This window comes from Bombella apis (assembly GCF_018221685.1).
GTDB classification, from domain to species: Bacteria; Pseudomonadota; Alphaproteobacteria; order Acetobacterales; family Acetobacteraceae; genus Bombella; species Bombella apis.
Genome location: NZ_JAGJTM010000004.1, coordinates 219768 through 242954, shown reverse-complemented (window position 1 = coordinate 242954; position 23187 = coordinate 219768). Strand labels below are relative to the sequence as shown.

The following is a 23187-nucleotide window of genomic DNA, read 5'->3' as shown; positions in this document are numbered from 1 at the left end:
TTGACCGTCACAGCTTCCCTGCTCGTTGGTTTTGCGGCAGCAGGACCACTCAGCGGCCTGCGCAAACGCCTCCCCTTCCGGCGGCAGTAAGAAGCGGCGGCAGTGCGGCATGGAAGCCTGACATCAGGACTCCTTATATCCTGTATAAATTATACAGGTTTGACGTCTCTTCCCTCTTCCCCATAAAATCCGGCCCGTTACAGAGCATGATCCACCTGCCAGCCTTCCTGTAGCAGGCGGAATGCGGGGAAACCGGAGGGAGCATGAGACTGGAGACTGCGTCTGAGCCCGTTTTCTTCTGGGGCGGCCTTCTGGCCGGGGCCGTGTGGGCCGTGCTCCTGTGGATGCAGCTCCCCGGCAATACGCCCGGACCCGAGAAGCTGGGCCGTACTGCCGGTGTGGTCGGCCTTGCCCTGTCCAGCGGGCTGGCATGGCTGCTATGGGCTCATGTCTTCGGTGCCGTAACCGCTTTTTTCTGCCTTGGTGGGCTTGGCATGGTGCTGCTGTGCATCATGCCCATCCTCTGGGCCATTCTCATTTCCACCCAGTCCCATACGTCCTGATGAAGGGATCACAAGGCAGGGACAGGCGGCCGGTTCCCCCACAGCCCCATCCTTCTGCCGTATTGTGGCTGCGATTGGGCATCGGTGGCCTGCTGGCAGCTCTTTTCATCATGGCGGCCTGTTGGGCAGACATAACCCTCCCCTGTTTCCGCCCTTATGGCATGACGGGCTTCTGCCTGCTGATGACGGGCGCCTGTCTGGCCGGGATTACGGGGCTGACCCTGTGTATCGGCCTCGGCCCGTGGCAAAAGCTCCAGCATCTGGCCATCCGGTACCGCGCCCTGCATGGCTGGATCGGCATTACAACCGGCACTCTGCTTTCCATGAGCTTTCTGGCTGGAACCATGACCCTGTTTGCCGCCCCTCTTCAACAATGGAGCCAGCCGCCCCTGCCGGACCATGGAGCCCTCCCACTGGCAGACATCCCCGCGACGCTTGACCAGATTCTCACATCCCGGACAGAAGACCTACCCTCCATCTTCCCCGGCCTCCATTACAGGGTCGGCCTCAAAACATCAGATACGGCCACCCTCAGCATCCCGACAGGGCCAGAGTTGCCCCTCGGCCTGCCAGCATCCCATATTCTCATCAGCCTGCCTGCCTCTCATACTCCCTCCCTTCACCAGCTGACCCTGTCCCCTGTTCCCACGTTCATCGGAGGGCTGCACCGCCGTCTGGGCCTGCCACTGCCTGAAAACTGGGCCATGCCTCTTGTCGGTACCGTTTGCCTCCTTTACGGCCTGGCGCTACTCTCCGGTGTCATTCTTCTTCTGCCCGGCATATGGCGCCACCTCATGAGCGTCCGCCTGCAGGGCCACAGCCGCCGCCTCTGGCTCGACCTCCACAGTCTTCTCGGCCTCTGCTCCCTTCCCTTCCACCTCATCATCGCCCTGACAACGGCACTTTTTGCCTTCTCGCCGCTACTGTACCCTGTCTCCTCGGGGCATGACGGCATCCAGCAGGCAACTGCCAGAGAGATGCCATCAGCATCATCGCTTCTTCCCCCCGAAAAAGCCCTGTCCTTCCTGCATGAACTGGCACCAGATTTTCATCCCCTCACGCTGGATTATGTCCTGTCCCCTCACGGCACGGACAGTCAGGCCGAGCGCCTTGCCCTCCATGCCCCGCTCTACAATGCCAATGGGGAGCGGAGCCTGCCTCCGGCAGGACAGTCTTATCTGCTGGCAGAAGGAACAGACCTCCAGAACCCGCTCATTGGCCGGGATCGTGGCGCTGTCCTGCTGACCCCCGAAACAGGCCACCTGATCGACAGCCAGAATCTACCCGGCCAGCAAACACCAGCCCGCCGTATCCTGACATGGTGCCTCGCCTTGCATTTCGGGAGTTTTGGCGGCGAATTTGTCCGCTGGCTCTATGTGGCACTGGGTCTGTGCGGCGTCGGTTTTTTCCATGCTGCCAACCAGCTCTGGCTCAATACCCACCGCCGCAGGAAACCGGGACAGACGTCCTGCGTGGAAACACCCGCCACTCTCTGGCTGGGCCGTCTGAGCGAAGGGACACTGCTGGGCTGCCTGCTGGGGCTGTGCGGCATCATCGCCATCAGCCCCCTCATGACCCATCTGACACCGATCCCCCATCTGTCCAGCGTCTCAACGCCAGACATGGAACACTCATACCAGCAGACCAGCCTAGCCTACCATGGGCTGATTGCCTTGACACTGGTCAGCTACTGTCTGCTGCCCAGAGCCTTATGCCGCGGGATCATTCTGGCCCTTGCGGCCTTCTGTCTTTCGGGAGCCGTCACAATCGTGCTTATGCGTCATACAGCCGTGCAGACCCCTCTTGCGGCAGAACTGACCATCGCCTTCAGCTTTGCCAGTCTGGCCCTCTGGGCTGGGAGTCTTCTCACGCTCTACCGTTGGAAACAGGTCGCTCCCACTGGCAGGTGATACCCCCCAGCGGAAGCCGGCCTGATACACGCTCAGCTCTCGGAGGCATCAGCTGAAGCATCAGCCTGACCCGCCTTTTCATCGTCAGCAGGCAGGCCCGCCCAGTCCCGAATCATCGTCTCCGTCAGATAAAGCAGGGTTGGACCGATGAAGACACCAGCAAAACCAAGTGTGGACAACCCACCAAAAGCGCCCACCATGATAACGATGACAGAAATCCGCACATACCGGCGAATGATGAGCGGCTGAAGGAAATTGTCTCCTGCAATCACCACAAGCGCAAACAGCAGCATGATGATGGCGTGCATCAACGGTGCCGTAAAATAAAGCCAGACGGTGCTGAGAATCATCACCCATGCCCCACCGAACTGTAGAACACAGGAAATGAACATGACCGCCGCCACGACACTGCCCATCGGCATACCAGCGGCCATCAGGCCAACCCAGCCGAACAGTGATTCAAGAATGGCTGTCAGCGTGACACCCAGAGCAACACCTCGTGTCGTGATCTCGGCCTGCTTCAGCAGGGCACGTCCCTTTCTGCCGCCAAGCTGACCACCAATCCGGTCCAGAAGCATGATGATGCCCTCCGCCCGGCCCAGCAGCAGCACCATGACGATCAATGTCAGAGCGAATTCCAGCAAAAGAGACCCAAAGCTGCCCGCTGATGCCAGAAGGACATGCAGGATCTTCTCTGGCGACGGGATGACCTGTTTCAGCAGCTCCGGCAGGCTGTTTTCCCGCAGATGATCCCAGAACGGAATGATATTGCCCCCAACGTAAGGGATACGCCCCACCCAGGCGGGCGCTGCTGGCAGCTGTATTGTCGGCAGGATCCCAATGAAATGGGACACGGCATCAACATGCCGTGCAAAAATGACGATCACCAGCACGGCAGGCAGGAAGAAGATGATCATGGCGGCCAGGACGGTAAAAAAGACCGCCGCTGACCGGCTGCCAAAGCATATGGTCTGCAACCGCTGAACCAGCGGCCAGAGCGTGACAGAAATCGTCGCCCCCCAGAGAATGGGGGGCAGGAAAGGATGGATGATCCATACCGCGGCCAGAAGCAGAAGCCCCACTGCCAGAGCGGTCAGTACTGGCCGGACCGGGCTGACCGCAGCCCGGGTCGTAGCCTCGGCTGAAGCAAAGAAATTCCTGAAACGCGTTATCATGACCTATCCTGAGCAAAAAGGTGCCTGTATGGCCCCAATAAAATAGAATCCCGGGAAAGATGGAAGACCGGTACCATGACTATGGTTACAATCTTTTCATCCACACCTCGTGACCTATCTCAATGAAAACTGCTAAAAGATTGCTGGGACGGATACCGGCACGGTACCGTCTACCCGGCGTTGCCAATTCACCACATGAGAGGATTTACCTGCATGTCTCAGAAAGAAAACAATATCGCCCGCAGCATGACCCGCGAAGACCTCATCTTCGCTCTGGTGCAGGATGTAGTCCGCATCGAAGGTCCGAACACCAAGATCGACCGTGCCTACCTTCTCAAGCTCGTGGCTGAAATTGCCCGTTCCGTCGACGGCAAGTAAAACCTCCCTGCACGACAGTGGCATGGAAAGCCAGGGTGACAGTCACCCTGGCTTTTTTTTTCATGTCTGGGACCCATCATCAGATGGCAGCGTCATAGAAACCTGCGGCACCATGAGGCTGATACCTTCCTGGCTGAAACGTGCCAGCACCCCGGAGATAACAGCCGTTCTCACGGCATCACTGTTCGTGCCCCGTGCAACATAGATCGCCAGCGTCGCAGAAACCGTATCCCCCACCTTGTCACCCAGCCAGCTCTGCGGGGCCGGGTCCTTCAGAACATCCGGCTGATCCGCCACGACAAGCATGAAAAGCGCCTTCACCTTGTCCACACTCACATTGGTCGGTACAGCGAAAACAAGGCTCATCTTCAGCGGATTATGACCCGCACTGTAATTCTGCACATTCGCCGTGATAAACTGGGAGTTGGGAACAATGAGTGTCGTTCCATCACTCAGCCGGATATCCGTTGCCCGCACATTCACACGCTGAATCACCCCCGTATTGCCACTGATGGTGATCTTGTCCCCAGCCTGGGCCGGACGTTCCGCCAGCAGGATCAGACCAGAAATGAAGTCTTTGACGATGGACTGGAGACCGAAACCCACACCCACTGACAGCGCACTGACAACCCATGTCAGATTCTGTACGGAAATGCCGATCATGGCCAACAGCTTGAGCCCCGCAGCGATCCACAATGTATAAGTCAGAATGCTGATGATGGATGTCCGTGCCCCATTATCCAGGGACGTGACCGGGAACAGACGTGTCTGCAGCCACTGTTGCAAAAACCGTATGGCGTAATAAACGCCCACCAGCAGCAGGGCCGCCCCCACTATCGTCCTTGGCGAGACGGGCACACCAAACAGGATACCCCCACCAAAGACATGCTCCAGCTGCCGCCATGTCCCGATGAAGGAAACACCATTTCTGCCCTGCAACAGTGCAATGAATACCATGACAAGGCTGAGACCAACCAGCGCCGTGGTGATGACCTCCATCTGCGCAAGACGGCGGGCACTCAGCTCCAGCTCGGTCCACAGCCGCCCAAGACGGCTCTGTGCCGAAAAGAGGAACTGTGAAAAGTCCCGCCACGCCTGCATGAGCAGCATGACGGCCCCAAAGGCATAAAGCAGCGTCAGCACCCAGTCATTCAGCAGGAAAGCAAAGGAGATATAACCACTCAGAACGGCAACGGCCGTCACCCCCATGAGCAGGGCAGAAACACCATGCAGGGGAATATGCTGGATCAGTACGGCACCAATATCCTGCCCCGTACTGCCTGCCTCCACATCACCCAGAGCCGTCCCATTTTTCTGGTCACGTTTGCTGGAGCGGCACGTCAGATACAGCAGGATGGATGTGGAAAGCGCAAACGCTCCTTCCAGCACGGCATCCAGCCCGGGACCGACATCGCGGCTGACTTCGGCCGTCCGCAACGCTCCGTAGAACAAAATTCCTCCACCGAGAAGCAGACTGCACGGCAGGCACGCCCTGCCCAGAAGCCAGCGCTTGAGGGACACCCCGGCCCCGATGATGAAACCACACACCGGCAGTGCCTGTGTCAGATACGCGCCCTGCATGGCGGGCACGCCATCACTGTCGAAACCCACAAGCTGCCAGCCCTGCCAGAGGATTTCCGCCAGCAGACCACACAAGACACCGGCCAACACGCTCCCCAGGGCACGCTGGCTGCGGATCACGCCCCCCCAGCTCGCCTGCCCCCGGGCTGAAGCAAGAACACGGGTCGCCAGCTGCCTCAGCACGAAGCCAAACAGCATGACCAGGCAGCCAATACCCAGAACACCAACCAGTGCCCTCGGCTCATCCTGCCCCATATCCCGGAATGTCGCATAACCATCCGACAGGGCCCGCCGCCAGAAACCGACCCCCAGAGGAGAATCGACATGCCGTACCAGCGCTCCCTGCTGGACCTTGCGGAGCAGGTCGTCCAGCTGACCTTCCAGCTGGCGGGTCTGAAGATCACAGACACGCATCCGCACCAGAAGAGCCGTGATCCCCATGGAGGTTTTGCGGGCCGTGACACGCTGCCGGGTGATGGAAGCATCCTCCCCATCCTCGGCCTTGTCGCCAAGAACCTTCAGCAGGGAATTGATGGAGCCCTCATAAGCCTGGATCTGCGCCATCCCGTCCGTCACATGCTGGCGGACCTTCGCCACCTGCTGCGTGTAGGAATCCAGCAACCGCCCGGCAGGCAGCCCCTTCAGCCCCCCCAGAGCGGCACCAACCGTCCGCAAGGTCGTCTGGTCCTGGTCCAGCTGGGTCCGCAATGCCCCCGACACACCGGCCCAGCCAAAATCACCTTCCGGCTGCCCCAGAGGCAGGGAAACTGTCCCGACGGGCGCAGCGTGCGCCGGGGCTGACCCGGAATCCACCTTGTCAGCAGCACTGGCGGCCATGCCCTGCGCAGGAGCCGCCAGCATGGCAACCAGCCCAAGGCCTGCCCCCATGCTCACCATGATCTGACGAACAGAATAACGCTTCATAAAACCTGCTTGTTTCCAATGTCTTGATTCATGACCTGCTGGGTAGACGAACATAGAAATATGGTAGAGTTATGTTACCTTTCAAGATGATCCCGACAGGTTCCGTCCCATCTCCATCCCTGTCCGTATCGCAGCGGCGACATTCTCTGCTGTACGACGGACATTCTCACGGGCCTGCGCCAGCACGACCGGCAACGCCTCGGGACGGGGAACCGTATCAAAGAAAGCATCAATGCCCACCTGATGCATCCTGTCCACACCCTCTCCCGTAGAACCGACAATGGCAATGACAGGCCGCCCCTGGGCTCTGGCAACCTGAGCAACCCCCATGGGAGCCTTGCCCTGGGCACTCTGGCCATCCATCCGGCCCTCCCCGGTGATGACAAGGTCCACATCCCTGAAACGGGCAGCCAGCTGAAGCTGGTCTGCAACAATCTCCACACCTGGCCGCAGCCGTGCCTTCGTAAAAGCCAGAAGCCCCGCGCCCAATCCCCCCGCAGCACCGGCCCCGGGCACAGCCGCCACATCCTTCCCACACCGAAGGGCCAGGATACGGGCATAATGCGCCAAGGCATCATCCAGAAGAATCACATCCTCTCGTCCAGCCCCTTTTTGGGGACCAAAAACATGCGAGGCCCCCTGCGGCCCTGTCAGAGGGCTGGTCACATCACAGGCCCCTTCCAGCGTGATGTCAGACAGGCGCCTGTCCAGACCGGAAAGGTCCACATCCGCCAGCCTGGCCAGAGCCCCACCACCAGGCGGCAGCTCCTGCCCCTGCTGATCGAGCAGGCGGGCCCCGAGAGCCTGCGCAAACCCGGCCCCTCCATCATTGGTAGCACTGCCCCCCAGGCCGAGAATGACATGTCGGCACCCATGTTCCAGAGCGGCAAGAACGAGCTGCCCAACTCCATAAGTGGTCGTCCGCAAGGGATCACGCTCTTCTGGCTGGAGCAGGGGAAGGCCCGCCGCTGCTGCCATCTCGATGATCGCCGTCTGCCCATCACCGCTGATGCCGAAAAAAGCAGGAACCGGCATCCCCAGCGGCCCCGTGACAGAACAATGCACCAGTTTACCATCCGTACCCTGCACGAGGGCTTCCACTGTTCCCTCTCCACCATCTGCCATAGGCAGGCAGACATACGATGCTTCAGGAAACACGCGGGAGAAACCTGCTTTTATCTCCTCAGCCACCTCAAGTGGGGCCAGACTTTCCTTGAAGGAATCACAGACAATGGCAATTTTCATACGTCCCTCCTGCCTTCAGGGTGCTCCCCGGGCAGGAAAAGGTCTAGTCTTCTTCGCCGTAGAATTCCTCTCCCAGCACGATGGCGGGCCGCCCTTTTGAACGCCGGAAATTGTTCGTATCCCGCAAGGAATAGGCACAGCCACAATATTCCTGTTTGTAGAATCTCTCCCGCTTGCTGATCTCGATCATGCGGGCAGAGCCTCCCCCCTTGCGCCAGTTGAAATCCCAGTAGGACAACCCATCATAGGGCGCCACGGCCCGGGCACCACAATCATTGATCTGGGCCATGTTCTTCCAGCGTGAAATGCCCAGAGAACTCGTCATGACAGGAAACCCGTGCTCATGCGCATACAGGGCCGTGCGCTCAAAACGCATGTCGAAGCACATCGTGCAGCGTATGCCACGCTCCGGCTCCCATTCCATGCCCTTGGCCCGCTCAAACCAGTTGTCCCTGTCATAATCGGCATCAACGAACGGGATGTTGTGTGCCTCGGCAAACCGGACATTCTCTTCCTTGCGCAGAAGATATTCCCGCTCTGGATGGATGTTCGGATTATAGAAGAAGATGGTGTAGTCGATGCCTGATTCCGTCATCGCCTCCATCACCTCACCAGAGCAGGGGGCACAGCAGGAGTGAAGCAGCACCTTTTTCTGCCCACCCGGAGGCTCCAGAACCGGCCTGCCGGACGGTGTCAGCGGAGCAGACACACGGCGCTTTTTCCGGGCTGCATAGCCACGTTCCCTACCGGTCGGGCTGGCCACTCCGGCATGTGTCGTTCCATCACAGGCCGGGTCATGAAGGGCATCCGGCCGGTCTGTCCGCTCATGGCTCATCAGTGAGTTCCTCTATCCGATCATCAGCACACGCCCGCCCCCATACAGAGGCACGGCAGAACTGTCGAGTAGATAGAGCTTCACGTCTCTTTCACCACGCATCTCAACCAGAACCAGCCACTGGCCACGGCCATGAAAGAGCCGAGAAAAATACCGATCTTACTGGATATGAGCAGGCCCGAAGCAGGAAAGGCCAGCGAAGCCATGAAAAGACTGACGGTAAAACCCAACCCACAGAGCAGGCACAGACCAAAAAGCATCGGCCATGATGTCCGGGCCGGAAGAGAAGCCAGGCGGCACCGTATGGCAAGCCACGTCATGCCGAAAATTCCGGCCGTCTTGCCCAATACCAGCCCCACCACAACAGCCACGATCAGACGCAGATCAAGGCTCGTGAGAGACGTATCAGCCAACGGCACACCCACCATGACAAAACCGAACAGCGGCAACACCCCCCATGTGACCCACGGCGCCAGACCATGCTCCACACGCTCCAGAGGAGACGGGCCATCATGCCGGGCGGTCGGCAGGCAGAGCCCCACCACGACACCCGTCAATGTGGGATGCAGCCCCGCTTCCTTCAGGCAAATCCACAGAAGCCCCCCGCCAATGCCATAAAACCACAGGCAACGGACACCCCGCCAGCCGGCACAGGCCATCATGCCCACAAGGATGACCGTACCGAAAAGCGGCATGGCATGCGGTGTTCCACCATAAAAGAGGGCGATGATGAAAATGCCCAGCACATCATCAAAAATGGCCAGTGCCATCAGCCAGACCCGCCCTCCTTCCGAAACACGCCGCCCCAGCGCCAACAGTACAGGCAGCGTAAAAGCTGCATCCGTTGCAACGGGAATGGCCCAGCCTGACCGCAGGGCAGGGTCAGGTGCAGCGATCAGCGCATACAGCCCTGCTGGAACAACCACACCTCCCAGAGCAGAAAGACAGGGCAGAAGACATTGGCGAAATTCTGCAAGGTGTCCGGCTGTCAGTTCCTTTTTCAGCTCAAGCGAAATGGTGAGGAAAAACAGCGTCATCGGCCCAATGGTAACCAGCTCTGCAACGCTGGGCAGGCAGAAGGGTGACAGGCCATCCCCCAACGGGACAGGTCCCAGAGGCTTGGCCAGCAGCGCATAAAAAGACCGCCATGGTGAATTGGCCAGGATGAAACCTGCCAGCGCCATGACCAGCAGAAGGCAGGGGCCGCCCGTTTCCGGCGTCAGAAACCGATGTCTGCATGTTGCCGTCATCATCGTCCTTTTATGGCTGTCGAGACCGCTCCCCTCTTACAGCGCTCCGGGGAAAAAATCTCTACCACCTGCCAGACGGTCAGTAATGTGAGAACAGGGCCCCCTCAAACAGATAAACCAGCTTGAAATAATAAGCGTTGGTCTCCGGTACATAACGTCCGTCCACCGAATGAGCATAGCGGGTCGTGATGTTAAGCCGGGGATTGATGTTCCACATCAATCCCACGCCCAGCGTAACCTCCCGGCTGCTGCTGTCCGCCACGGAGCGCCCCAGCGTGTTGTCATGCCAGCCGGCATTGTTCTGCCAGTCCATGGAGAAAAATGGCTCCCACCTGCGGCTGGCTTTCCAACTGAAACGCAGATTGCTGTGAAAGGCCGTCCCCGGATGATAGGAATGTTCCCCTCTGACATGCATGGTCGAAGCCACCACAGCCCCGAGGTCTCCACCGAAACTGAAATGTTTCCACTCATAATCAAACATGAAGCTTGAAAGATTGGACCAGTATTGCGGGTTCAGGACTTTCCGGGTGGCGCTGGGTGTCTGCATGAAGGTCTGGATACCGAACGTGCTGTGTTCATTCGGTTTGAACCACACCGCAGGCCCTGTGATGGTCGGCCCCAATCCACCATAATTTGTGCCATCCGCCAGACGGTAACTTTCCGTCTGGATGACTTCATAGGCAAAACCGACATGAGGAATGGAATCAAACGTCCAGAAATGGACGTATTTGCTCAGGCCAGACCATGTATGGCTGCCCCGTTCCGGCTTTCTGGCCCCTTGCCCATCATAATAATTTCCTGCTGCATTCCCGTCACCATACTGGACGAATACATTGAAAGGCTTGAAATCCACTGGCAGGTCATATTCATGCGGACCAATGACGGCAAACGTGATGTCCGATGCTTCTGCCGAAGCAGACGACAGCAGCCAGAACACGACCATGCCACCCAGCACCAGCAGCCCACCCGGTGATCTCACCCTCCTCAGCCACAGCATGCAGAGCCTTCCCCACAGAGCAGACATGACGCAGGGCCCGGCCGTCAACAAAAGAGCTGCATCACGTCCCCTGCCACCCCCACAGGGATGGCCAGTCTAAAACGGCTTCTGCCTGTATAGAAGGATCGGTTCTCTTTTAACAAGTCAGATCAATTACAAATATAATAGTACCCTGTCAGTACAGCTTACATCAGACCCCAATGAAACCCCTCATACGACCAGGTAAAGCTCAGGCTCTCACCCCGTCACATCGTCTCACCCAGAGGTAATACACGACGGCCGTCACCAGCAGACTGACAATCCATGAAATATCCACTCCATGCAGGGCTTCCACAAGCGGCCCTGTATACGGGCCGGTCTTCATGAAAGGCAGTTCAACCAGCACACCCAGGAGATAAATCAATACGACCGGCAGATTGAACCGCCCATACGGTCCACCATCCGCCCTGAAAAAGGCCATGACATCATACTCGCCATGGCGCAGCAGGTAATAATCGCACAGATTGATTGCCGTCCACGGCACGAGCACTGCCATCAGTACATCCAGAAACGACGTGTATGCCTTCAGGAAGTCACCAACCATGCCAAGGCTCATGACCAGGGCCGCCCCCAGCAGAAGAACCGTCATGACCAGCCGCCCCCACAGGCCGGCACGCCACGACGGCCAAAAGGTCTGCACCAGAGTAAGGCTGCACAACGCTCCACAATAGACACTCATGGCATTGGCCAGCGGAATGGCCAGTGCCAGCACCAGAAGAACGATATTGCCCATATGGCCGCCCGTCAGGGAGAGCGCTCCAGCCAACGGCAGGGACGGATAGCTCAGTGACAGCAGGCTCCCCAGCACCATGGGCAGAACAGCCCCGATGACAGTTCCCCCATAGGTCGCCCAGAAGGCCTGCCGGCCGGACCCGGCCTCATCCGGCAGATACCGGGAAGAATCGGAAACATAAGGGGCATAGGCGATCTGCCAGAGAGCCGAAACGGAAAAGGCTCCGAAGAATCCGGCTACCGTGCCGTGCATGTCTGCCAGCAATGTGCGGGAAAACCCGCCCAGCCCACAACCGATGGCGTAAATGACCGCCACAATGGAAATCCAGCTGGCCAGACGGGAACAGACATGGATGGCCCTGTACCCCATCATGCAGGGCAGAAGTGTCAGCACCGCAATGAGCCAGACCCCCCTGCTGCCCTGGAAGACAGGCAGCACATGCGCCAGGGCTTCTCCCCCCACGACACAGTTGGAAGCAGCAAAACCGATATACATGAGCACGACCAGCAGGATGATCGGCACCGACCCATAAACGCCAAACTGCCCCCGACTCTGCACCATCTGGGGCACACCCAGACGCGGGCCCTGTGCCGCATGGAGCGCCATGAAGACAGCCCCCACCACATTACCCAGCACCAGCGCCAAAACGGACCAGATGAGCGACAGCCCGAATACGGCTGGCCCCAGAGCCCCGGTAACAACCGTCAGCAATGTCATGTTGGCACTGAACCAGACCGAGAACAGGTCCGCTACCCGCCCGTGACGATGCGCCTGAGGAACGGGGTGAATGGTATGGGTTTCCATATGGGTACTCATGGCCCCGCTTTTCCCACACTCCCAGAGGCGTGAAAAGAGGTTACTTCATGGCAGTCCCGTCCAGACAGCAGGTCAGACTGAAAAATATCCAGAGGTGGAAGATAGACTTTGAAGTTTTACCCAAACTTCTTTAACAGATTCCGCAACAATGCGCTCTTTCTTGGGGGCAATTTCGTACCGTCAGGGTTCTTTTTATAGAAATGGGGACTATTATGCCTGCCATATTCTCTTGCCCCATACGGCAGAACGTACCCATTTCTCTAAAAGAACTACGCCGTTATTCATCAGTTTTTCTCAAAAAGCTGGCCAGGCACTGCTCCTGGCTGCTGCCAGTCGCCCTCTTCTGCTTCGCCACCCCCGGTGCGCAGGCACAGGTACTTGATGAAATCGTCGGTAACGAACCCCTGCTCCGGGTTGATACCCCCCTGCCTGCCCATGGCGGCTATACGACCTCGGTTCCTCCCTTTGGCAGGCCGGAGGCCCTCTTTCCCCATGGCTTTGGCATGACGGACTGGCTGCGCAAACGGGGCATTGCCCTCCTCCTCGACAACACGAATGAATTTGCCGGGGCCATCACGCCGCCCAAGAAAAACTATCCCAACTCCCAGCATTTCGCACCCTACAAACAGGGCGCCAGCAATGCCGGGCAATATGCCGCCTCACTCAACATAAACTGGGAACAGCTCATCGGGCTGCGGGGTTTTTCCACACACAGCATTGTTGTCGGCCGCTATGGAACAACAGCCAACCGCATGTTTGGTGACTGGCTGAACCATGCATCGGAAGATTACGGCGGTGGCGGCAATGTGGTTGTCCATCTCGTCATGGCCTATGGTGAAGAAGACCTGTTCAATGGCCGCCTTGCCATCGCTGCCGGCCGCATGGCGGAAATGTCGGACTTCCAGAACAGCCCCCTCTTCTGCAACTTCCAGAATGGCAGCATCTGCGGACGGCCCAAGGCCGCCACGGACAGCAGCTTTGTCAGCGGTTATCCTGCAGCTGTCTGGGCTGGGCGCATCCGGGTCCGTCCCTCCCGCTTCCTCTATATACAGAGCGGCCTCTATGCCGGAGAAAACGGCATCTACAAGAACGAGCAGCACCGTACCGGCTTCAAGTTCAATGGCGGCAACATCAACGGGTTCCGCCTCCCCTTTGAAATGGGATGGGAGCCCCTCTTCGGCAAAAACCATCCCGGGCATTACAAGATCGGCGGCGTGATGATGACCGCCCCCAGCCCCGACAATTATCTTGATGAGCAGGGACGTCCCTACGCCCTGACCCATGGCAGACCCCGCACACGGCATGACGGTTACGGCGCCTGGTTCATGGCCGACCAGCATATCCTGAACCATTACCACAGCAGCAAACGGGGCATCACGCTGCTGGGAGGGTTCCTCTATAATGATAAACGGATCGCCCTGCGGGAATGGGAAGCCTATGGGGCTCTCATAGACCGTGGAATTTTCCGCTCCCGCCCCTTTGACACGTTTGGTCTTTCCTTCACCTACGAGAAAATTGCCCCCGGTGTGCAGGCCACCGAGACGATGATGCTGGACACACAGCAGTTCAGCCGCCTCCCGGACCATGCAACTGGCGTACAGCGTCATGCCGCAGTGTTTGAAGTCAACTACGCCATCCATGTCTATCGGGGTGTCATTTTTCAGCCACTGCTGGAATATTTCTTCCGCCCCAATGGCCAGGGCAATCTCCGGGATGCGGCTCTGCTTGGCTTCAAAAGCCATATCGAGATTTTCTGAGAATTTTCAGCCCGATCATAACAGTTGCACATGAGCTGTTTTTAAGCTGTTATCACTGTGATCGGGATGACCTGCATCCTGCGCAGAGGGCTGCAACCATCTGCATGGGAGGGCATCCTCCATCCTATGAACAAGGATATTTCCATGCGCTTCAATACACTGCACAAGGGCCTGGCCCTTTCCCTTTTCGGCCTGGGCGCCCTGACCACATCCGCTTTCGCCGATGATGCCGCACCGGCCAGCAACAATGCCCCTGCCGCCGTCTCCAGCAAGCATGTGAAAAGCGTGCGCAAAAAAGAGCATCGCGCCTTCCATCATCTCTCCGAACACGGCCAGAAGGCCATGGCGAACATCGTGCAGGCCCAGCAGTTTCTCGCAGCCGGGCAGAGCGAGCAGGCCCTGCCGGCTCTCAACGCTGCCGTGCCCCACCTCCAGGCAGCCGCCAAGGCCCGTGAACAGTTCACAGCCGCCGAAGCCGACCTGCACCCCGCTCCCCAGCATCCTGTCTCCAGCAGCCACACACCCCAGAACGGTCCGACGGACTGGGTCCCGGTCGGGGGTGAGGTCATCGCAACAGACATGCTGGAACCCAGCAAAAAGAGTGCCGTGGCAACGGCTAATGCCCAGCTGAAGGCCGGACAGACCGATCAGGCCGCCCAGACCCTTCAACTCGTCGGGCAGGACATCGACTTCATCATTGCTCTGGCTCCGCTGAACCAGCTCCAGGGTTTTGTGAACCGTGCCCTGATCTTTGCACAGGGTCACAATCCCCAGGCTGCCAACGTGGCCCTGAACGATGCCCTGAACACGCTGGTCTTCGTCTCCGAAAATGTCGTGACCGAAGCCACTGCTGCAGCCCAGAAAACCAAATAAGGCTTTCTCCTGTTTCTGCTGGAGACGGGATTGCCCCAAAAGAAAACCGGCATGTATTCATGCCGGTTTTCTTGTATTCATCCCCCCTGATCCTGCCCCACAACAAGGTATCCACGTAGTCCACACCCCCGAAAAGAGGTGTGGATAATCACTCACACAATACAGTGAAGGTGGCCATTTTCTGCGCCCTCGCACCTGTGGAAAACTCTGTGGGCAAGAGATGGCTCCCCTTGACAGCGAGTCTCATCAGCAAGACCGTGGAGTCGCAGGATCATGAGGAAAAAACCATGCACAGCCACTGCTGGCAGGCCAGCACAACCTCCCCGCCTGCATGGCTGTTTCCCCGCCCTTTTTCAGTGTGTCGTTGGCTGCGCTGCCTGGCTGACCTGCTCCTTATCAGGCAGGGTATCAGACCAGCCCCCACCCAACGCATTGTAGAGACGGGCAAGATCCGTTGCGAACGCACTGTCACTGGCAGCCAGATCAAGCTGGGCTTCCTGCAGTTTCTCCTGCGCTTCCAGAACGGACAGGTAAGTCGCCAGACCAGCCCGATACTGGCTGGTTGCCAGAGACAGAGCCCGCTTCTCGTCATCCACGGTCTTTGCCAATCCTTCATGATGAATCTGCTCATCATGATAGGCCTGCAAGGCATTATCCACCTCATTCCAGGCCTGAAGAACCGTCTGCCGATATTCCACGGCTGCAGCACGCTGTGCTGCCTTTTTCAGACGAAGCTGACCATAAAGCCGCCCGCCCTGGAAAATGGGGAGAGAGATGCTGGGCCCGACATTCCAGGCACGGGCATTCCAGAACCCAAGGTCCCGGAAAGACAGGGTCTGGAACCCGAAATCTGCCGTCACGGTCACCTTGGGATAGAAATCCGCTGTGGCCTCACCAACTTCTGCTACCGTTTCCCGCAGATGCTCTTCCGCCTCCCGGATATCCGGGCGACGATGGGCCAGTTCCGATGGCAGACCAGCCGGAACGAAGGGGGGAACAGTCGGCACACCCGCCGTCTGTCCAAGCTCCTCATTCAGGCTTTGCGGTGGCATGCCCAATAACAGGGCTATGGCATTCTGCTCCCGCGCCACCGTCTCATCCAGATTGGCCTGCTGGGCCTCAATTCCATGAAGACGGGCCTTCATGCTGTCCACATCCAGCTCCGTAACCAGCCCGCTCTTATAGCGGCTCTGCGCCAACGAAAGCAGATTCTGCACGGTGGCATGGCTATCTGCCAGAATGCGCTGACGTTTCTGATCACCCCGCAGCTGGAGATAATCACGGGCCATGTCGGCCTGACGGGCAATGAGAATGCTGCGCCGTTCCTCCTCGCTCATCTTCATCAGATATTTTGCCGCCTGATACTGGTAGGCCACACGCCCCCAGAGATCGATCTCATAGGTTGCATCAATCTTGTCCTGCCACTGGTTCAGCAGCGGGACCTGGGCCTCTTGGGAGCCCTGAAGAAAATTGGCCTCCTGCGCTGGCAGGTCTGGGAACCCCTTGCCTACACGCTTGAAGATTTCCTGAAGCTGCTTGGAGCTGTGCTGCGAGCGCACATAGGTTCCGTACGCTGAAAGACTGGGGAACCGCTCCGCCCCGGCAATGATCATCTGGGCCCGGCTCTGCGCCAGATTCTGTGTAGCCAGAAGGAAAGACAGGTTCTGCGTGGCCACACGGTCTTCCAGAGATGTCAGCTCAGGGTCGTGAAAACTCTTCCACCAGGCATCCGCCATGGGCAGCTCTGTCACGACAGAAGCGGGAGAGGCCTGTTTACTGGTTCTGTCCTCCGGCGCTGCATTGGCCCCATGAGGGCCATTTCCTTTAGCAGATGCCCCCTTGCCGGACGGCTGGTTGCTACCATTATGCAGGTCATAATGCGGCGGGGCCCAATCCTTCGGCTGATGATATTTAGGGCCGACCATAAGGCACCCCCCCAGCCCCAGCAGAGCCACCCCAGACAGAAGCTGCCAGCTGAAACCGCGTGAAGACAGGTTTCCCACTCCCTTACGGACGGAACGGAACAAATGAGCGTCTTTCACTGTGAAGCTCCTGTAGAATTATCAACATAAAACGGGCCAGAAACAGATCGCCCATATGGACCATGCCGCCCCAGCAGCCTATCATGCCCCTCCATACGCAGGAGCAACCCTTCCACAAAACGATGACCCAGACCGAACACCCGGCCCCCTGTCCGCCCCGCAACAGCAAAGCGGCTTCCCGCAAATGCGAGCAGATCCTCCAGAGTGCTGGACAGCTTTTCCTCCAACAGGGCTATGAGCGAACCTCCATGTCGCAGATCGCTCATCTGGCAGGTGTCTCCAAAGGGTCGCTCTACAACCATTTCGAGAACAAGGCTGATCTGTTCACGGCTTTTTTCGAAGAACGCAGCCGCACACGCCTCAACACGCTGAAATCCGTATCCCGGGCGCCTCAGCCTGACCTGCGCACGGCCCTCAGGCAGGCAGCAGCCACCATCATCACCCTGATGATCGACCCGGAGGCCATAGGCCTCTACCGCATCGTCGTGGCAGAGGCCAACGAGTTCCCCAATCTGGCAGACACGCTCTGGCATTACGGTGTCTCCCGGACACTGACCGGCCTTGCCGACTGGTTTGCAGAAAAACATGCAGGCGGCCAACTGGTCATTTCTGACATCGACCTTGCTGCCGAGCAGTTTCTCACGATGTGCCAGACCCGTATCATCCACCGGTGCCGCCTCTCCCTGCCCGTGGACACCAGCCAGAACAGCATAGACGGCGTGGCTACCATGGTGGCGGAAAGTTTTCTCAGGATGTACGCTCCCTGAAACAATCATCCGGCGGGGCTGCTCCGCTTTCAATGGCCACCTCCCCCCTGGCCACCGCCCTTCATCGGGGACATGAGGAAGCAGAACGGCACGATACAGAGAGCCATGATCCCCAGGACATTGAAGAGCTGATTATAGGCCAGCATGGCCACCTGCCGCAGAAACTCCTGATACATATGGGCAACGGCAAAAGCATGCGCACGCAGCGGGGCCAGACCATGCGCTTCCGCCAGCTGCTGGACATGGAAAAGATAGTTTCGGAACTCTGGCCGTGAGGCAATGGCGTGTGAGGACACATCCGTCTGCTGAACCTGACGCATTTCCGTCAACGCCGCTGTAGAGAGCGAAATGGCCTGTGACCCGAAATAGTTCCTTACCATACTGAACAGGGCCGAAGCATCGCCGTTCAGCTCCCTCGGCAAGGTCGCATAGGCAATGGTGGAAATGGGCACGAACAGAAAAGCCAGTGGGGCTGTCTGTCTCATGCGGCAAAGTACCAGATACCAGAAGTCCACATCGGAATAGAGCGTGGCTGCGAAGAAGCAGGACAGGGCCATGAAGAAGAAACCCAGCCCGATGAGATACCGGACCTGCACATGCTTCATCAGCATTCCCACAAAGGGAATCAGCACCATCACAGCCATGCCACCCGGTGCCATGAGCTGCCCTGCAATGGTGGCCGTGTAACCCTGCACCTGCTGGGCGAACTGCGGCACAATCACGGCGGACGCATAGAGCAGCACACCCACAGCCCCGATCATGAATGTTCCGAGGGCAAAATTGCGATCCTTCAGCACGCTGAGCCGCAGAAGAGGATTCTTGGCCTTGAGCAGCCAGATGATGGCCCCAAGAGTGCACAGCCCCCCGATAATGGCCATGGTCGTGATGAAAGACGAGCCGAACCAGTCGTCATCCTCACCACGGTCCGCCATGATCTCCAGGCAGCCAAGACCCAGCGAGATCAGACTGATGCCGACAACATCCACCCTCTCCTTCACGGCCTTCACCCATGGCGGGTCTTCCACCAGTGCAATCACGGCCATGACCGTCATGATGCCGAAGGGCACGTTGACGTAAAAAATCCATCGCCATGAATAGGTGTCCGTGAGCCATCCTCCTACCAGCGGCCCCAGAACCGGCCCCACCACGATGGCCAGGGCCGTCAGACCGAAGGCTGCGCCACGTTTCTCTGGCGGGAAAATGTCCAGAATGATGGCCTGCTGCACCGGCTGCAATCCACCGCCAAAAAAACCCTGCATCAGGCGGAAAATTACCAGCATTGGCAGAGAGGTGGAGAGACCGCAGAGGAAGGAGGACATGGTGAACATCGCCACGCAGATGAGGAAATACCGTTTCCTTCCAAACCGCTTCGCCAACCAGCTCGAGATCGTCAGCACGATCCCATTGGCCACGAGGTAGGAGGTCAGCGCCCATGTGGCATCATCGTAAGAGCTGCCCAGCGAACCTGCGATATGCGGCAGAGCCACGTTGACAATTGTGGTATCCAGCACTTCCATGAAGGCTGCCAGCGTCACGACAACCGCCACAAGCCAAGGGTTGTGCCTGGGCTTCCAGTTGTGATGCTCCTCTGTCGATGTGTCAGCCATCGCCGGCCTCACTCATCCACATGGACGGTTGGCTCGACCGACATGCCCAGGGAAAGGGGCCGTTCATCATCAAGCCCGCTGTCGATCAGGATTTTCACGGGAATGCGCTGCACGGTCTTCACGAAGTTCCCCGTTGCATTCTCAGGCGGAAAAGCGCTGAAAGATTCACCGGACCCCTTCTGTATGGTGTCCACATGGCCCTTCAGATGCAGCTGGGGGTAAGCATCCACCTCAATCTCGGCCTTCTGGCCCGGCCGCATGTGGGCAAGCTGGGTCTCCTTGTAATTGGCGACGATCCAGACATCCCTGGCCACGATGGAGAACATCTCCTGCCCTGTCTGCACGAAATTGCCCTGCTCCACCGTACGCTGCGACACCCAGCCATCCCGTGGGGCCCGGATGTCCATCCAGTCCACATTCTGGCGGGCCAGCTCCAGCTCGGCCTGGGCTGATTTCAGCGTGGCCTGTGCCTGTGTGTAATGGGCATAGGCATTGCCAATGTTCGCATCCACCGGCTCAGCCTGTGTCAGCTGCCCCTGTGCCTGAAGAACGGAGGCTGTCGCCTCATCCAGCGCAGCACGGGCATAGTCGATATTCTGCTGGGTCGTAGCAGCACGTTCCACACGATGCTGCCGGACATAATCCGTCTGCGCCCGGAAGAGGCGGGCCTTGGCTTCTTTCAGGGCACCCTGGGCAGCCATCAACTGGCCGGGATAATTCTTCTGCGCCACGGCGTAAGAAAGGTTGTAGGACACCATGTCCGCCTCGGCCTGTGCCACGGCAGCCTCAGCCCGATGCAGTTGTGCCAGATAGTCCCGGCCATCAATCTGCACGAGGAGATCACCCTTGTGCACAAACTGGTTGTCATCCACCAGCAGGCGGGAAACATACCCGCTGACATGCGCCGCAATGGAAATCTTGCGGCCTGTCACATAGGCATCATCCGTCTCGACCTTGTTCCGGTTGAAAAAGAGATACAGCCCGATCCCCAGCACGACCATGACCAGAATAAGGACCAGAATGAGCTTCCGTGCCCCACGGTCCCTGAACGGCCTGCCCGCCTGCTGCTCCTGTCCACCCTGTGTGGCAGACTGCGTATCAGACTGTGTAGCGGACTGTGCCATGGTCACCTCTGGAATATGAAAATCATCCGTCCCCCGTCCTGCCCGGCCAGAAACCTCGTGGCATGATGGGACCAGCAATGCTGTGGGAGAAAAATGACCAGTCGGTCATTCTGTGCATGAACAGGCGATATCCCATCCATGTGGAACAATCAAGCAATTGTTGGGCAATTGCCACGACAGTGCCATCATCTGCCCAGCCATGGCTGCCTTGCGCAGGGCGAAAAGACCATGCGGCAGCCAGGCCAGCAGAACCTGTTCAGCCCTCTGAAGAAGCCCTGCGACGACTCGCTGCCTGAAAGGTATTGTGCAGCAGGCAAGCAATGGTCATCGGCCCGACCCCACCCGGAACAGGCGTGATATGCCCGGCAATCTGGCTTGCCTCCTCAAACACCACATCCCCGACGAGACGGCTCTTGCCCTCCGGGGTCTGCACACGGGTGATGCCCACATCAATGACCGTGGCACCGGGTTTGATCCAGCTTCCCTTCACCAGCCCCGCCTTGCCGGTAGCCACAACGAGAATGTCCGCCTCCCGGGCCAATGCCTCGATATTGCGGGTATGGATGTGCGCCACCGTGACCGTACAGTTGGCCCGGAGAAGAAGCTGCGCCATCGGCTTGCCAACCAGATTGGAGGCACCGATGACAACCGCATGCATCCCGGTCATGTCCTCATGGACGGACTGCAACAGCTTGAGACAGCCCAGCGGTGTGCAGGGCACGATGCCATTCTCCATTCCCAGCGCCAGACGGCCCGTATTGACCTCACCCAGACCATCCACGTCCTTGTCAGGATGGATGGCGTTGGTCACGGCAGCAGCATCAATCTGCGGTGGCAGCGGCAGCTGGACGAGAATCCCGTCCACCTTGGGATTGGCATTCAGCTCCTCGATCAGGGCCAGAAGCTCCTCCTGCGAAGTGCTTTCCGGCATCATCTGCATGAAAGACTTCATCCCCGCCCGATGTGTCTGGATCGCCTTGTTCTTGACATACACCTCCGAGGCCGGGTCATTGCCAACCAGAACAACGGCCAGACCGGGCAGCTCATGCCCCTGCTCGACCAGATGTTCAACCTGCTCCCGGATCCCGGCCGTCATGCTGGCGGCCATGGCCTTGCCATCAATCAGTGCCGCCCCGCCATCTGCGTGTACGCTGGATGCTGCCGTCATGCTCAGTAACCCTCTGCCAAACCCGTATTCCCGCCTCTCTATGCCCATTGGACAAGACATGACAAGACCCGATCTTTCCGCTAGAGACTGGAAAACGGAAATGGACAGCCTCTCCAGCCAAAGACGAAGGAACTCACCCCGTGCGTGACGATCTACGCAAGAATTTTGCCAGCGATAATGTGACCCCTGCCTGCCCGGCTGTCATGCAGGCCATCGCTGAAGCCAATACCGGCAATGTTCCTTCCTACGGTCACGACGATCTTTCCCTGGCCCTGAACCAGCGTTTCGGAGATGTCTTCGAGGCAGAAGTTGCCGTTTTCCCCGTCACGACAGGGACGGCGGCCAATTCACTGGCCCTCTCGGCCATGGTGCCACCCTATGGCAGTGTCCTCTGCGACCAGAGCGCCCACATCAACACCGAGGAAGGTGGTGCGCCGGAATTCTTCATGCAGGGGGCCAAGCTGGTCGGCCTTCCCTCTCCAGAGGGACGGATGGACCCGGCCAGTCTGCCCCCCACTCTCCAGCTGAACCGCAGCAAGGGTGTTCTGGCCCCCCCTTTTACGGCCCTCTCCCTGACACAGGCCACGGAATGGGGTACGACCTATTCCTGCGAGACCATTGCCGCCCTGTCGGAAAGTGCCCATGACCACGGGCTGACCGTTCACATGGACGGTGCCCGACTGGGCAATGCCATTGCCCATCTGGAATGCAGCCCCGCCGACACCACCTGGAAGGCGGGCATCGATGTCCTGAGCTTTGGCGGCACCAAGGCAGGAGCCATGGCCGCTGAAGCCATTGTCTTCTTCCTCAATGACCGGACCCGCCCAATGGTGGATACCATGACCCGCCGCATCAAACGGGGAGGGCATCTATGGTCCAAACAGCGGTTTCTCTCAGCCCAGCTTCTGGCCCTGCTGCATGACGGCCTCTGGCTGGGAAACTGCCGCCACGCCAATGCCATGTGCCAGCGTCTGCGCCACGGGCTGTACAAACACCCTGCCGTAAACCTGCCCTTTGCCACGGAGAGCAACGAAATCTTTGCTGTCCTGCCAGAAGCACAGGTAAAGCAGCTCCACTCCGAGGGCTACGCATTCTACACCTACCCCACTCCCCAAGGAGTCCCGGGGCAGCTGGTCCGGTTTGTCACCAGCTTCTACACACGCCCTGAAGATGTGGATGCCCTGCTGGAAAGTCTCATCAGCTGACAGGCCGCCAGACAGCACGACCATGAACCGGAGCCCGGAAGCAGCAGCGCCCTGACAGGCCATCACGGCACTGGGTCGCTGGATTTACGGGAAGTCCAGCCAGAGGGCCACATGGCCATCCATTCTGGTAAATGGTCCCCGCTGCCGGGACTGGAGCAGACCATACGGAAAATCCTGCCCTTCCCGTTACGGAAGAGC

18 protein-coding genes are annotated in these 23187 nt (G+C 58.7%); 7 read left to right on the top strand and 11 right to left on the bottom strand.

The genetic code is table 11. From position 1 onward, the window contains the following. Positions 1 to 263: 263 nt before the first annotated feature. Both J8Z04_RS04285 and J8Z04_RS04280 read left to right on the top strand, forming a co-directional pair. Entirely contained in the window at positions 264 to 563 is a 300-nt protein-coding gene (locus tag J8Z04_RS04285) for a hypothetical protein (protein ID WP_192848588.1), read from the top strand. After that, positions 563 to 2473 carry a PepSY-associated TM helix domain-containing protein gene (locus tag J8Z04_RS04280; RefSeq protein WP_192848587.1) on the top strand — a complete coding sequence of 637 codons (1911 nt, stop codon included), beginning with the start codon at positions 563 to 565 and terminating at the stop codon, positions 2471 to 2473. The genes J8Z04_RS04285 and J8Z04_RS04280 overlap by 1 nt, the downstream gene beginning before the upstream one ends. A gap of 32 nt (positions 2474 to 2505) precedes the next feature. Here the strand turns inward: J8Z04_RS04280 and J8Z04_RS04275 are convergent, their stop codons facing one another. Next, complete coding sequence (locus J8Z04_RS04275; protein WP_192848586.1) at positions 2506 to 3648, bottom strand: AI-2E family transporter; 1143 nt, start codon at positions 3646 to 3648, stop codon at positions 2506 to 2508. A 213-nt stretch (positions 3649 to 3861) separates the two neighbouring features. Between J8Z04_RS04275 and J8Z04_RS04270 the strand changes: the two genes are divergently transcribed. Next, entirely contained in the window at positions 3862 to 4026 is a 165-nt protein-coding gene (locus tag J8Z04_RS04270; RefSeq protein WP_156878809.1) for a hypothetical protein, read from the top strand. A 60-nt stretch (positions 4027 to 4086) separates the two neighbouring features. Here J8Z04_RS04270 and J8Z04_RS04265 read toward each other — a convergent pair whose 3' ends face one another. From J8Z04_RS04265 to J8Z04_RS04240, 6 genes are all read right to left on the bottom strand, one after another. Continuing rightward, positions 4087 to 6531, bottom strand: coding sequence for a mechanosensitive ion channel family protein (locus J8Z04_RS04265; protein ID WP_192848585.1), 2445 nt, complete (start codon positions 6529 to 6531; stop codon positions 4087 to 4089). An 81-nt stretch (positions 6532 to 6612) separates the two neighbouring features. Further along, positions 6613 to 7776: a glycerate kinase gene (locus J8Z04_RS04260; protein ID WP_192848584.1), complete on the bottom strand. Its 1164-nt coding sequence runs from the start codon at positions 7774 to 7776 to the stop codon at positions 6613 to 6615. A gap of 43 nt (positions 7777 to 7819) precedes the next feature. Continuing rightward, positions 7820 to 8611, bottom strand: a complete 792-nt coding sequence (locus J8Z04_RS04255) for an epoxyqueuosine reductase QueH (protein ID WP_086431766.1) — start codon at positions 8609 to 8611, stop codon at positions 7820 to 7822. An 80-nt stretch (positions 8612 to 8691) separates the two neighbouring features. Beyond that, a complete protein-coding gene (gene nhaA / locus J8Z04_RS04250; RefSeq protein WP_192848583.1) occupies positions 8692 to 9864 on the bottom strand; it encodes a Na+/H+ antiporter NhaA in 1173 nt (390 codons plus the stop codon). Positions 9865 to 9940: 76 nt separating this feature from the next. Next, positions 9941 to 10804 carry a transporter gene (locus J8Z04_RS04245; RefSeq protein ID WP_081563390.1) on the bottom strand — a complete coding sequence of 288 codons (864 nt, stop codon included), beginning with the start codon at positions 10802 to 10804 and terminating at the stop codon, positions 9941 to 9943. 283 nt (positions 10805 to 11087) lie between these two features. Continuing rightward, positions 11088 to 12446: a purine-cytosine permease family protein gene (locus tag J8Z04_RS04240; protein ID WP_043562053.1), complete on the bottom strand. Its 1359-nt coding sequence runs from the start codon at positions 12444 to 12446 to the stop codon at positions 11088 to 11090. Between the two features lie 212 nt (positions 12447 to 12658). On the opposite strand from J8Z04_RS04240, the gene J8Z04_RS04235 reads away from it, so the two are divergent. Both J8Z04_RS04235 and J8Z04_RS04230 read left to right on the top strand, forming a co-directional pair. Beyond that, positions 12659 to 14203, top strand: coding sequence for a carbohydrate porin (locus J8Z04_RS04235; RefSeq protein WP_192848582.1), 1545 nt, complete (start codon positions 12659 to 12661; stop codon positions 14201 to 14203). Positions 14204 to 14347: 144 nt separating this feature from the next. Further along, on the top strand, positions 14348 to 15076 hold the full coding sequence (locus J8Z04_RS04230) for a YfdX family protein (protein ID WP_212125576.1): 729 nt from the start codon (positions 14348 to 14350) through the stop codon (positions 15074 to 15076). A gap of 353 nt (positions 15077 to 15429) precedes the next feature. On the opposite strand, the gene J8Z04_RS04225 is transcribed toward J8Z04_RS04230, so the two are convergent. Continuing rightward, positions 15430 to 17118, bottom strand: coding sequence for an efflux transporter outer membrane subunit (locus tag J8Z04_RS04225; protein WP_248630302.1), 1689 nt, complete (start codon positions 17116 to 17118; stop codon positions 15430 to 15432). 83 nt (positions 17119 to 17201) lie between these two features. Here J8Z04_RS04225 and J8Z04_RS04220 point away from each other — a divergent pair, with 83 nt between their 5' ends. After that, complete coding sequence (locus tag J8Z04_RS04220) at positions 17202 to 17885, top strand: TetR/AcrR family transcriptional regulator (protein ID WP_227449770.1); 684 nt, start codon at positions 17202 to 17204, stop codon at positions 17883 to 17885. A 29-nt stretch (positions 17886 to 17914) separates the two neighbouring features. Here J8Z04_RS04220 and J8Z04_RS04215 read toward each other — a convergent pair whose 3' ends face one another. The 3 genes from J8Z04_RS04215 to folD form a co-directional block, all read right to left on the bottom strand. Next, positions 17915 to 19492 (bottom strand): DHA2 family efflux MFS transporter permease subunit, encoded by a 1578-nt coding sequence (locus J8Z04_RS04215; protein WP_043562050.1) that lies wholly within the window; start codon positions 19490 to 19492, stop codon positions 17915 to 17917. Positions 19493 to 19500: 8 nt separating this feature from the next. After that, the gene (locus J8Z04_RS04210) at positions 19501 to 20616 is read right to left on the bottom strand and encodes an HlyD family secretion protein (protein ID WP_043562047.1); all 1116 of its coding nucleotides are present in this window, start codon (positions 20614 to 20616) and stop codon (positions 19501 to 19503) included. A 256-nt stretch (positions 20617 to 20872) separates the two neighbouring features. Beyond that, positions 20873 to 21784 (bottom strand): bifunctional methylenetetrahydrofolate dehydrogenase/methenyltetrahydrofolate cyclohydrolase FolD, encoded by a 912-nt coding sequence (gene folD, locus J8Z04_RS04205; protein WP_086431762.1) that lies wholly within the window; start codon positions 21782 to 21784, stop codon positions 20873 to 20875. A gap of 140 nt (positions 21785 to 21924) precedes the next feature. On the opposite strand from folD, the gene J8Z04_RS04200 reads away from it, so the two are divergent. Next, complete coding sequence (locus J8Z04_RS04200) at positions 21925 to 22989, top strand: threonine aldolase family protein (RefSeq protein WP_086431761.1); 1065 nt, start codon at positions 21925 to 21927, stop codon at positions 22987 to 22989. Positions 22990 to 23187 lie beyond the last annotated feature (198 nt).